Raw genomic sequence first — 12,357 nt, forward strand, 5'->3', positions numbered from 1 at the left:
TCAATAATGCAGTCAACAATGTTACAATATATGTAGAAATGCTAGCGGCAGGTGGGACTATGGGAAAATATCAAGCGCGTATCATTTCCTTAATCTTGGCAATGATTTTTATTATGTTTTGGGATTATTTATTTTATATGATTGAACGGAATCCGATTAACTGGCCAGTTGACATCACCTTTACCGCCGTCACATTAATCGGCGTCTGGCTGCTGGCTTATTATGTGGATAATAAAAAGCAGCTGCTGGCGGAGCTGAAGGACAGCGAGCAGAAAGCAAAGGCGCTTTCAGATGAGAAAAACCGGATCATGGACAATCTGCAGGAAATCGTTTTTCAGACGGATGCACAAGGGAATATTACATATTTGAATCAAGCCTGGACGGCGATTACGGGCCACTCCATCAGCGAATGTATGGGCACGATGTATAATGATTATTTTATAAAAGAAAAACATATCATTGATTATATTATCTCCCAAATCAAGCAGCAGTCCCCGTCAGGAATGTTTACGGCCAAATATATTAAAAGAGACGGCTCGATCTTTTGGGGAGAAGTCCATTATAAGCTGTATTATGACCGCAGACAGAAATTTGTCGGAAGCCTGGGGACGATGTCTGATATCAGTGAACGGAAAAAAGCGGTTGACGAGCTTCTGGAGACGAACGAACGCCTTGCCATGCAATCTCAAAAGCTGGCCATTGCCGGGGAGCTTGCGGCAGGAATCGCCCATGAAGTAAGAAATCCTTTAACGTCAGTCAGCGGCTTTCTCCAGCTGATGAAAGCCCAGTATCCGGAAAGAACGGATTATTTTGATATTATTTTTTCGGAGATTAAAAGGATTGATCTCGTGCTGGGGGAGCTGCTTCTGCTCGCCAAGCCGCAGACCGTGACGTTTACCGCTCATCATCTCAACCATATTTTAAGGCAGGTGGCGACGCTTCTTGACACGAACGCGGTGCTGTCGAACACTGTGATTGAGAAGGATTTCAGGCAGACTGAGTCCTGTATGGTCAACGGTGACGAAAACCAGCTGAAACAGGTATTTATCAATATTATTAAAAATGCGATTGAAGCGATGCCTGACGGCGGGAATATTCATATTTATACAAAACGGGATGAAGAATACGCGGTGATCAGCATACAGGATGAAGGGAACGGCATGTCGAAAGAAAAGCTTGAAAACATCGGGAAACCGTTTTTCTCAACAAAAGATCAGGGAACGGGTCTCGGTCTTCCGATTTGTTTACGAATTCTGAAGGAGCATAATGGTAAACTTAACATTAAGAGCAAAAATGGAGAAGGCAGTACGTTTCAGGTGATTCTGCCGTTAGAAGCGGCTGCTGTCCAAAAGGAGGAAAAATAACTTGCTTCTTTTTGTATACGGTTTGTTACGGAAGCGTGAAGAAAACCATGAACTGCTGAAAGGCGCTCCGTGTGTGTGCGAGCAGGCCGCGATAAACGGTGTGCTGTACGAAACGGATAAAGGTCAGCCTGCGGCGTCTTTAGCAGAAACAGCTTTTGTGTACGGGGAATTGTATGAAACAGATCATCAGATGATCCGTAAGCTGGATGCGTATTATGCTGATTTTGATCGGAAAGAGGTTGCCGTGACGACGGATGCCGGGAATAAAACCGCCTTCGCATATGTCGTAAAGCCCGGCCAGTGTGCCTCATTCAGCCGTATCAAAAGCGGAGACTGGAAAGAATACCGTTTTATGAAACGGGAGGATGACAGTCCGGTTTATTATTTCGCTTACGGCTCCTGTATGGACAATGCCCGGTTTAAACAGGCGGGGGTCGACCACTTTTTTGCCGAGCCGGTCGGAGGGGCGGTTGTTGAAGGGTATTCGACCAGATTCACGTTAAGGCGTCCTGACGGTTCCAGAGCCGATCTTGTTGAAGACGGGGGACGAACTGAAGGCGTGCTGTACAAGCTCCCGTTTGAAGCGGCAACCTATCTGTACAAAAGAGAAGGTGTTGATAACCACACATACCGTCCCGCGTTCATAGAAGTGTGTGCCGGCGGCCGTGTATACAGAGGCGTCCTGACGTTTCTCGTTCTTGATAAAGCTGAGGAAATTGCGCCTCCGGGTCACTATCAGGAAGAAATCGAACGCGGAGCGGACCTGTATTTATCGCCCGCCTTTTCAGAAAAGCTTAAACGCTATATGAACTCATTGCCGAAAATGTGATACTATTCCTATTAGAGATATTGTTTAAAGGAGTACTGTTATGAGAAAAGAGTTTGCCGTTATCGGTCTCGGACGCTTCGGCGGAAGTATTTGCAAAGCATTAAGTGAAGAAGGCCTTGAGGTCATGGCGATGGATATTGATGAAGATAAAGTAAATGAATACGCCAAAATCGCATCACACGCGGTCATCGGCGATTCAACCGATGAATCGGTGCTGAAAAACTTAGGGCTGCGCAACTTTGACCACGTCATTGTGGCAATCGGCGAAAATATACAGGCGAGCATTTTAACGACGCTGATCTTAAAGGAACTCGGCGTGAACACGATCACGGTTAAAGCGCAGAACGATTATCATGAGAAAGTGCTTGCGAAAATCGGGGCCGACCACATCGTCCACCCTGAACGTGACATGGCAAAACGCATCGCCCACAACATCGTATCAAATAATGTGCTTGATTATTTGGAGCTGTCCGACGAACACAGCATTGTGGAGATCGTGGCCAACAGCAGGCTTGCGGGCAACACACTGCTTGACCTGGACATCCGGGCGAAGTACGGCATTAATATCGTGGCCATCAAGAGAGAAAAAGAAGTGATCGTATCTCCGCTGGCGACTGAAATGATCCAAAAAGAAGATATTCTCATCGTTATCGGCTCTCTTACGGACATTTCCCGATTTGAAAAAAGAGTGCTTCATACAAAGTGAAAAGCCGTCCGTAAAAGGGCGGTCTTTTATTATGTCAGAATAGTAAGACATTTATCGTGTAAGCGGTATTTTCTGCGATTTTTATTGACTATGATCAAGCGATCCGATAGCATATTGTACCATATAAAGAAAAAGAGGAGGCCTCATTTTGAACAAAGAAACACTGGCTGAACGGCTGAATGCATCAGCCGGCAGACAAAAAGCCGATACCGTCATTAAAAACGGAAAAATCATGGATGTATTTAACCAGGAATGGATTTCTGCAGATATCGCCATTACGGACGGAGTGATCGTCGGGCTGGGCGAATATGAAGGGGAAGAAGTCATTGATGCAGAAGGCCAAATGATCGTTCCGGGCTTTATTGACGGACATGTTCATATCGAGTCCTCTATGGTTACTCCGATTGAATTTGCTAAAGCCGTCCTCCCACACGGAGTGACTACGGTCATTACTGATCCTCACGAAATTGCGAACGTTTCCGGAGCAAAAGGCATTTCATTTATGATAGAGCAGGCGAAAAAGGCGCCGCTGAACATCCGTTTCATGCTTCCTTCCTGTGTTCCCGCCGCTAGCTTTGAACGCTCAGGAGCCGTATTAAAAGCCGAGGATTTAAAGCCTTTTTATCAGGAGAAAGAGGTGCTCGGACTTGCGGAAGTAATGGATTATGTGTCTGTTGCGGAAGGTCAAGAGGATATGCTTCAGAAACTGCTTGATGCCAAGCGTCACGGAAAACGGATCGACGGGCATTTAGCCGGACTCTCTTCAGATATCATCAATATATATAGAACCGCAATGGTGTCAAATGATCATGAAGTGACGACAAAAGAAGAAGCGCTGGACAGAATCAGACGGGGGATGTATGTCATGCTGCGCGAAGGATCGGTGGCAAAAAATACGCTCAATGTGCTGCCGGCGGTGAATGAAAAAAACGCGCGGCGCTTTTTCTTTTGCACGGATGATAAGCATGTAGATGATCTGCTTTCAGAAGGAAGTGTGAACCACCAAGTCAAAATGGCGATAAAGGCGGGACTTGATCCATTCCTTGCGTATCAGCTCGCCAGCTTAAATGCGGCTGAGTGCTACGGTCTTGAAACAAAAGGGGCGGTAGCGCCGGGTTTTGACGCAGATCTGCTGTTCATTTCAGATGTACGGGAGGCTGCCGTCACGAAGACCATGGTCGCCGGCCGGACCGTTGCCGAGAACGGACGCACGGTTTATGAACAGTCTGCCGGTTCCTATTCGCCGGACCAGGCGCTGTTGGATACAGTGCGGCTGAAAGCGCCGCTGACTGAATCGGATTTTCATATACCGATTCAAGAGGGCAAGAAAATGAACGTAATCGAAATGATACCGAATCATTTGGAGACGAGAAAAAAAGAAGTGCCTGCACCGTCTGCTGACGCGTTTCGTCCTGATACAGAAAATGATTTATTAAAAATCGCCGTCGCAGAGCGGCACAGCGGCGAAAAAATGATAGGACTCGGGATTGTACAAGGGTTCGGGTTAAAAGAAGGCGCCATCGCCACAACCATTTCTCACGATTCCCATAATATCATCGCCGTCGGTACAAACGATGCCGATTTGGCAAAAGCAATCAACAGGCTCCGTGACACCGGAGGAGGATTAACAGCCGTGAAAAACGGAGAATTGCTTCATTCCGTTCCGCTTCCGATCGCCGGGCTTTTGTCTGATAAGTCGGCGGAATGGGTCAATGACAGCTTGGGCGTGCTTCATGAAAAGCTTTCTCTGCTCGGATTCACCGGTGATTTCAATCCGTTTCTCACATTATCGTTTTTAGCGCTTCCGGTGATTCCGGATATTAAAATGACGGCGGCCGGTCTGTTTGATGTCAAAGCCTTTCAGCATATTCCGCTGCAATAAAAAAACTGCACTCGTAATGAGTGCAGTTTTTTTTAGACCTCCATAATGATCGGAAGGATCATCGGGCGGCGTTTTGTTTTTTCGTATAGGAACGGAGCTAGTGTATCGGTAATTTCGTTTTTAATTTCGGACCACTGCGTTGTTTTCCGATCCATTACTTTCTCCAGATGGTTCGAAATGAGCTGCTGCGCGTCATTGATCAAATCACCGGATTCTCTCATGTAAACAAAACCTCTTGAGATTAAATCAGGTCCCGCCGAAACCTTAAAGTCGTCCATATTGATGCTGACAACAACGATAACAAGGCCTTCTTCTGAAAGAATGCGGCGGTCGCGGAGCACGATATTGCCGATATCACCGATTCCGCTTCCGTCAATGTAAACGGAGCCGGACGGAATTTTGCCTGCCACAGCGGCTTCTTCGCCTTTGAGGGCCAGCACTTCGCCATTATCCATGATAAAGCAGTTTTCTTCAGGTATGCCGCAATCAGTCGCGAGTTTGACGTGCATTTTCTGCATTCTGTACTCACCGTGAATCGGCATAAAGAACTTCGGTTTGATCAGGCGGAGCATTAATTTCTGCTCTTCCTGTCCGCCGTGTCCGGATGTATGAATGTCATTCAATGAACCGTGAATGACTTCTGCGCCCGCACGGTACAGCTGGTTGATGGTGCGGCTTACGCTGATTGTGTTTCCGGGAATCGGAGAGGAAGAAAAGACGACCGTATCTCCGGGATTAATGGAAATCTGCCGGTGCGTCCCGTTAGCGATGCGTGATAACGCCGCCATCGGTTCACCTTGGCTTCCCGTACATAAAATCGTTACCTTATTGGCAGGCATACGATTGATTTCGTTATGCTCAATAAACGTATTTTTAGGACAGGTAATGTAACCGAGATTTTGTCCGATTTCAATAGCCGATTCCATACTGCGTCCGAATACGGCAACTTTTCTGCCGTTTAAAACGGCTGCTTCAATCACCTGCTGAAGACGGTGTATATTTGAAGCGAATGTCGCAAATATAATTCTGCCGTCCACTTTTCGGAAAATATCGTGAATGCTTTCGCCTACGCGGCGTTCTGACATGGTGAAATCAGGAACCTCACTGTTTGTACTGTCAGAAAGCAGGCACAGAACGCCTTCTTTCCCGATTTCAGCCATCTTTGTCAAGTTTGCCGGTTCGCCTACCGGTGTGAAATCGAACTTAAAGTCCCCGGTATGTACGATATTGCCCGGCGGTGTTTTGACGACGATTCCGTATGAATCCGGAATGCTGTGTGTCGTTCTGAAGAAGGATACAGACGTCTTGCGGAACTTCACGATGTCGTCTTCACCGATGATGTTTAATTTGGTCTGTCTTAACAGCCCGTGCTCTTCAAGTTTATTCCGAAGTAAGCCGATCGCGAGTTTACCGCCGTAAACGGGAATATTTACTTGTCTGAGCAGGTACGGAATACCGCCGATATGGTCTTCGTGACCGTGGGTGATAAACAGACCTTTAATTTTATCTTCATTTTTTACTAAATACGTGTAATCGGGGATTACGTAATCAATGCCGAGAAGTTCATCTTCCGGGAACTTGATTCCCGCATCAATCAGTACAATTTCATCCTGAAACTGCACCCCGTACGTATTTTTCCCGATCTCGCCCAATCCGCCGAGGGCGAAAACGGCAGTCTGGTCATTTTTCACAAATTTCATTCCGCTCATAACTCCAATACTTTAAAATTTTCGCTCTGCTTCTCATATTCTAAAAAAGCACCGTCCACAGGCTGAACAAATTCAATGTTGTATTTCTGATCTTTCAGTTTCGTTCTGACGTCCCGTTCTGAAACGCCCTCAATGTAAAGTGAATCTGTTTTTTCCCGAACAGGTACTTCGTCAGCCTTCTCTTGATAAAATACCTTATAAATCATCCAAATCTCTCCTTAAATGCCGTATGTTAGACTCGCTTATTCTATTATATTCGAAAACGGATTATAAGGAAAGTCTCGAGCAAAAAAGGGACTTTCAAAAACCGAAAGATCCCTTCTACGCGATGACTTTTTTCCGGAGCATTCCGCCCCACTGTCTTCTGAGTTTCTTCCGTAATCGGCGCAGCATTGTATACCTCCTTTGAAGCCCTTTATAGCAGTAGTATGCGGAAAAACTGAATTTGTTTTCGTGGGTAAAACTGGAATTTCATCAAGGCGGTTTTCCGGAAGAAAAACTTTCTGTATGATGATATTGAAAAAGACACGACTGATAAACGGGAAAAAGGAGAAATTGACATGAAACCAAAATTGATTTTTTTTGATATTGACGGCACGATCTATGACCATGATAAACATATTCCCGATAGCGCAAGAAACGCCGTGACGGCGCTTAAAGAGGCTGGCCATCACGTTTTTATCGCCAGCGGAAGGTCCCCGTTTATGGTAAAACCGATTCTGGAAGAGCTTGAGATTGAATCATTTATTTCATACAACGGCCAGTATGTCGTATTTGAAGGTGAGGTCATTTATAAAAATCCGCTTCCTGAAGATGCGGTTGCGCGTTTATTAAAGCAGGCGGCAGAAGGGGAGCACCCCGTCGTATTTATGGCGGAAGACACGATGAAAACGACCGTCCCCGGACATCCGCACGTCTCGGAAGGAATCGGCAGTCTGAAAGCGCCTTATCCCGAAGTTGATGAAACTTTTTATAAAGGAAAAGAAATTTATCAGCTGCTTTTATTCTGCCGCGGACATGAAGAAAAAGCATATGCCGCTTTTCCGGAGTTTGATTATGTCCGCTGGCATGAATTGTCAACGGATGTGCTTCCAAAAGACGGTTCAAAAGCGGAAGGCATTAAAAGAGTGCTTGAGCGGCTTCCGTACGGCATAAGTGACACTTATGCATTCGGCGACGGACTAAATGATCTTGAGATGATCCGTTTTGTCGGCACCGGGGTGGCGATGGGAAATGCGGTTCCGGAATTAAAAGCTGCCGCTGATTTCGTCACAAAGCCGGTGGATGAGGAAGGAATCAGCTGGGCCGTCAAAGAACTGGGCCTTTTGCAATAAAGAAAACCGGCACTTTGGGAAGTGCCGGTTATTTTTAACGGTCAATGGGAATGGCGTTTTCAGGTTCTTTGAACGGATTTTCTTTATCAATATGGTCGTAAAACATCACGCCGTTCAGATGATCGATTTCGTGCTGAAACACGATGGCCGGAAAACCTTTGAGGCGGATGTCAATCTGTTCTCCTTCAAGCGTCACCGCCTTTACGCGGATGCGGGCGTAGCGCGGCACATAGCCGGGAATGGGTTCGTCTACCGACAGGCAGCCTTCTCCGCTCGTCAAGTAGCTTTTTTCCACTGAGTGGCTGACGATCTTAGGGTTAAAAAGAGCATAGCTGTATAAAGTGCCTTTCGCATCTTCTGCATGGACGGCAATCATCCGTTTTTTTACGTCTGTTTGGGGAGCGGCAAGACCGACGCCCGGACGAAGATTGTATTTCTCGGCTAATTCAGGATTTTGGCTGTTTTTCACAAACTCAATCATATCAGCAAGATGCTGTTTTTCTTCGTCAGAAGCGGGAAGCTGAACCTCTTCAGCGATCTCTCTGAGCGCGGGATGTCCGTCGCGTACAATATTTTCCATAGTAATCAAGAAACTTCACTCCTAAAGCTTAATATGTAAATTATAGCGAATTTCTTTATCGCGGCGCAACGAAACAATTGGCCGGCCATAGCAGGCCGGCCGATGTTCATGGTGTATAAGGTCAGCAGCCGCAGCCTAAATAAGCGGCACCGACGATGATTAATAAGATAAACAATACGACGATTAATGCGAATGTGCGGCCGTATCCGCCGCCGCAGCCGTAACCGTAACCGCCGCCATAACCATATCCGCCGCCGCAACAACCGCCGCCAAATCCGCCGCCAAATCCATATCCGTACATAAAAAAACCTCCTCTTTTAATTACGCTGACCCTCTGTCAGCAGGGCCGGCGTCTACTATAAACTATGTAAAAGCCAAAAAGATGTATGGTCATCCGCCCTGTTTTCTCAATTTTTTACGCAAGTATTCTTTGAAAGCACCGTAAGCGTCTTTACACGGTCATGCCAATTACAGCTCAGCTATTGTCAAAAAGCGTTCGGGCTTCTATAGTGGAAATTGTCAAGATTGGGGGATTTTAAGTGAATATGATTCAAAAAAAGGTATTAGCAGGAATCGGAGCGCTCGGCGCCGCAAGTATGCTGCTTGCCGGCTGCGGGGGAAAAGATCCGGCTGAATCGCTTCATGACTCGATGGAAAAAGCCGTTCAAGCGGAAAAACCGTTTCAAAAAGAGCAGAAAACATTAGAAAAATTGGAGAAAAAAGAGCATAAGCTATACGACAGCGCGGTTAAACTGAATATGGATGATTACCAGAAAATTGTCACACTGTCTGATCAGGCTCTGAGCAATGCAAATCAGCGAAAAAAACATCTGAAAGCAGAAAAAGACAGTATTGATGATTCAAAAAAAGCGTTTGAATCCGCAAAAAAAACTTCTCAAGAAATAAAGGATAAGAAAGTAAAAGAAAAAGCCGGGCATGCTGTCGCTTTAATGGAGAAAAGGTATGCATCTTATGATCTTTTGTACAAAAAGTACGAAAAAGCCATTTCACTTGATAAGGACCTTTATAAACTGATTAAAGATAAAAAGCTCACATTAGCGCAGCTGGAAGAGCAAATCAGCAAAGTAAACTCAGTTTACGAAAAGGTGCATAAACAAGCAGATGAGTTCAATCAATTTACTAAAGACTACAACAAAGAGAAAGAACTATTATTCCGCAAATAGTATAGTGAAGGCATATCGGCATGGGCTGATGAACTGATAACAACCGAGTTCAGCCGCCTGTAAAAAGGCGGCTGAAGAATTGGTATATACGTGTGTTTCCCATTGACAACAAGTAAATCATGGTATAGTATTTATTTAGGGAAATATTCACATAAAACCAATCGTTGTTTCGGCACGTTGGAATGTTTTTATTATATTGATATATATAAAACAGAATGAAAATGTGATTTTAATTATCAGAAAATTCTGTCTATTTATATTTACGGCGATATGATATTTGTACATGCTTTTTGCTTTTAAACCTTTATCCGGCATAAAGGTTTTTTTATTTTGCTTCGTAATGCTTATTAAGTAAGGGTGCTGAGAGTAAACGACAATTTTAAAATTGAAGTGAAAAACGTTAATCAAAATCGGAACGAAAAGAAACGGCAGAAATACGGAACAGGAGGAAAACAAATGCTTGCTTACGTCTTTCCCGGACAGGGAGCGCAGTTTAAAGGAATGGGCAGAGACTTATTCGATGAATTCAGTGAGCTCATTAAAAAGGCAGATCATATTTTAGGATACTCCATAAAGGATTTATGCCTTTCAGATGAAAAAGAGAGGCTGACAGATACGAAGTATACACAACCTGCAATTTATACAGTGAGCGCACTGCAATATTTAAAGGGTTTAAAAGAAGGTCATACACGCCCTGATGCTGTTGCAGGACATAGTCTGGGTGAATATACTGCGCTTTTTGCGGCCGGCGTTTTTAATTTTGAAACAGGTCTCCGGCTGGTTGCTAAAAGAGGCGAGTTAATGAGTGAGGCTTCCGAGGGCGGAATGGCTGCCGTGATCGGACTGGATGAGCACCACATAAAAAAAATACTTCAAAAGTATGATCTCGGCCAAATAGATATCGCCAATTACAATACATCTTCACAAATTGTGATAGCAGGGGCTGCAGAAGAGATAAAGCGGGCAGCCTCTTTTTTTGAAAAAGAAGGGGCGAAAGCTTATATCGTATTGCAAGTCGGCGGAGCTTTTCATTCTCGTTTCATGGAAAGTGCACAGCGTGAATTTGCGGAATTTATCGAGGAGTTTCATTTTTCTGAATTGAATTTCCCAGTCATTTCTAACTATACGGCAAGACCTTATAAACAAGAAGATATCAAACGGAATTTAATTGAACAAATAACAAACTCGGTAAAATGGACTGAAAGCATCAGGTATCTAATGGGACAAGGCGTCACTCTGTTTGAAGAGATCGGTCCTGGAAACATTCTGACTAAATTAATTCAAACCATACAAAGAGATGAGGAACCGCTTACTATCAGTGCGCCGGAAGACAGTCTCTTTTTTTCTGAAGGGAACAAGGACAATTCGGAAAGCGGGAAAGAGCATAGCCTCTTGGCTGAAAATATAGAGAGCGGTGCAGCTTCACCGGTGTCCCGATTGGGTGATCAATCTTTCAAAGAAGATTACGGTTTGACATACGCGTATTTGGCAGGTGCGATGCATAGAGGGATCTCTTCCGCTGAAATGCTGATCCGCCTCGGGAAGAAAGGAATGCTGGGGTTCTTTGGCACAGCGGGTTTACCTATAAGGGAAATTGAACAGGCCCTTATTTCTATTAAGAAGACACTCAAAAATGGCCAGCCCTACGGAATGAATCTGCGATTTGAGCCGGATCATCAAGATAGAGAAAAGGAATTGATAGATTTATATATCAAGCATGACGTACGAGTAATAGAAGCGTCTTCGTATTTTTCCGTCAGCGCACCATTAATTTATTACAAAGCGCATCAGTTGAAGATAGACAAAAGCGGCAGGGTCATACCTCATAATCGGATCATTGCCAAAGTTTCACGGCCGGAAGTTGCGGCCGCATTTCTGAGTCCGCCTCCTCAAAGTATCGTAAAGAGAATGTGTCAGCACGGTATGCTGACGGAAGAGCAGGCGGAGTGGCTCAGCCGTATTCCGGCAGCAGACGATATCATTATTGAAGCAGATTGCGGAAGTAATACTGAACAGGGCTCATTGACAGCGATGCTGCCGTTTTTTGTTAAGCTGCGGGATGAAATGATGGAAACACACAAATACGCAAGGAAGATAAGGATCGGGGCTGCGGGAGGAATCGGGACTCCCGAGTCTGCCGCGTCTGCTTTTTTAATGGGCGCTGATTTTATTATGACGGGATCCATTAATCAATGTACAGTTGAAGCCGAAACAAGCGGTTTTGTTAAAGAAATGCTGAGTGAGACAGGAATATGCGATACTGCTTATGCGCCTTCGGAGACTCTGTTTGAGTTCGGAACAAAGGTTCAGGTGCTGAAAAAGGGCACGCTGTTTCCGGTCAGGGCAAATAAATTATTTCAAATCTACCAACAATATGAGTCTTTGAGTGAGATAGATGAAAAGACAAAGATTCAGCTCGAAAATGATTATTTTAACAAGACTTTTGATGAAATCTACGAAAGCTTAATAGAAAAACAGCCGAACCTCGCCCAAAAAGCTGAGCGCAATCAAAAATATAAGATGCTGTTACTATTTAAGTGGTATTTGCAGAGAGGATGTCTGCTTGCTTTGGAAGGGCAGGAAGAACAAAAGGTGAATTTCCAAGTTCATTGCGGCCCGTCTTTAGGCGCTTTTAATCATTGGGTAAAGGGCACGGATTTGGAATCATGGAGAAACAGACATGTCGATGACATTGGTGAAAAATTGATGAATGAGACCGAAAGTCTGCTAAGGCGCAGATTGGATACGTTATTTCTACACTAAAGAAGG

The 12,357-nt window shown here is 44.8% G+C and carries 11 protein-coding genes; 7 read left to right on the forward strand and 4 right to left on the reverse strand.

Annotation, left to right across the window (positions count from 1 at the left end; translation table 11 throughout):
• Positions 1–59: 59 nt before the first annotated feature.
• From GNE05_RS07660 to ade, 4 genes are all read left to right on the forward strand, one after another.
• Positions 60–1,364 carry an ATP-binding protein gene (locus GNE05_RS07660; RefSeq protein WP_014417634.1) on the forward strand — a complete coding sequence of 435 codons (1,305 nt, stop codon included), beginning with the start codon at positions 60–62 and terminating at the stop codon, positions 1,362–1,364.
• A 1-nt stretch (position 1,365) separates the two neighbouring features.
• Complete coding sequence (locus GNE05_RS07665; RefSeq protein ID WP_014417635.1) at positions 1,366–2,193, forward strand: gamma-glutamylcyclotransferase family protein; 828 nt, start codon at positions 1,366–1,368, stop codon at positions 2,191–2,193.
• A gap of 40 nt (positions 2,194–2,233) precedes the next feature.
• A complete protein-coding gene (gene ktrC, locus GNE05_RS07670; protein WP_003154554.1) occupies positions 2,234–2,899 on the forward strand; it encodes a Ktr system potassium transporter KtrC in 666 nt (221 codons plus the stop codon).
• Positions 2,900–3,047: 148 nt separating this feature from the next.
• Positions 3,048–4,781 (forward strand): adenine deaminase, encoded by a 1,734-nt coding sequence (gene ade, locus GNE05_RS07675; RefSeq protein WP_053285007.1) that lies wholly within the window; start codon positions 3,048–3,050, stop codon positions 4,779–4,781.
• Between the two features lie 32 nt (positions 4,782–4,813).
• Here the strand turns inward: ade and rnjA are convergent, their stop codons facing one another.
• A complete protein-coding gene (gene rnjA, locus GNE05_RS07680; RefSeq protein WP_003154550.1) occupies positions 4,814–6,481 on the reverse strand; it encodes a ribonuclease J1 in 1,668 nt (555 codons plus the stop codon).
• A gap of 5 nt (positions 6,482–6,486) precedes the next feature.
• A complete protein-coding gene (locus GNE05_RS07685) occupies positions 6,487–6,696 on the reverse strand; it encodes a DNA-dependent RNA polymerase subunit epsilon (RefSeq protein WP_003154548.1) in 210 nt (69 codons plus the stop codon).
• Positions 6,697–7,050: 354 nt separating this feature from the next.
• Here GNE05_RS07685 and GNE05_RS07690 point away from each other — a divergent pair, with 354 nt between their 5' ends.
• Complete coding sequence (locus GNE05_RS07690) at positions 7,051–7,824, forward strand: Cof-type HAD-IIB family hydrolase (protein WP_160182634.1); 774 nt, start codon at positions 7,051–7,053, stop codon at positions 7,822–7,824.
• A gap of 34 nt (positions 7,825–7,858) precedes the next feature.
• Here GNE05_RS07690 and def read toward each other — a convergent pair whose 3' ends face one another.
• Both def and GNE05_RS07700 read right to left on the reverse strand, forming a co-directional pair.
• Positions 7,859–8,413: a peptide deformylase gene (gene def, locus GNE05_RS07695; RefSeq protein WP_160182635.1), complete on the reverse strand. Its 555-nt coding sequence runs from the start codon at positions 8,411–8,413 to the stop codon at positions 7,859–7,861.
• A 112-nt stretch (positions 8,414–8,525) separates the two neighbouring features.
• Positions 8,526–8,705 carry a YjcZ family sporulation protein gene (locus GNE05_RS07700; RefSeq protein WP_007409651.1) on the reverse strand — a complete coding sequence of 60 codons (180 nt, stop codon included), beginning with the start codon at positions 8,703–8,705 and terminating at the stop codon, positions 8,526–8,528.
• Positions 8,706–8,949: 244 nt separating this feature from the next.
• Between GNE05_RS07700 and GNE05_RS07705 the strand changes: the two genes are divergently transcribed.
• Both GNE05_RS07705 and fabD read left to right on the forward strand, forming a co-directional pair.
• Positions 8,950–9,588, forward strand: coding sequence for a YkyA family protein (locus tag GNE05_RS07705; RefSeq protein WP_041482065.1), 639 nt, complete (start codon positions 8,950–8,952; stop codon positions 9,586–9,588).
• 456 nt (positions 9,589–10,044) lie between these two features.
• Complete coding sequence (gene fabD / locus GNE05_RS07710) at positions 10,045–12,351, forward strand: ACP S-malonyltransferase (RefSeq protein WP_160182636.1); 2,307 nt, start codon at positions 10,045–10,047, stop codon at positions 12,349–12,351.
• Positions 12,352–12,357 lie beyond the last annotated feature (6 nt).

This window comes from Bacillus sp. AM1(2019), from assembly GCF_009906915.1.
GTDB classification, from domain to species: domain Bacteria; phylum Bacillota; class Bacilli; order Bacillales; family Bacillaceae; genus Bacillus; species Bacillus velezensis.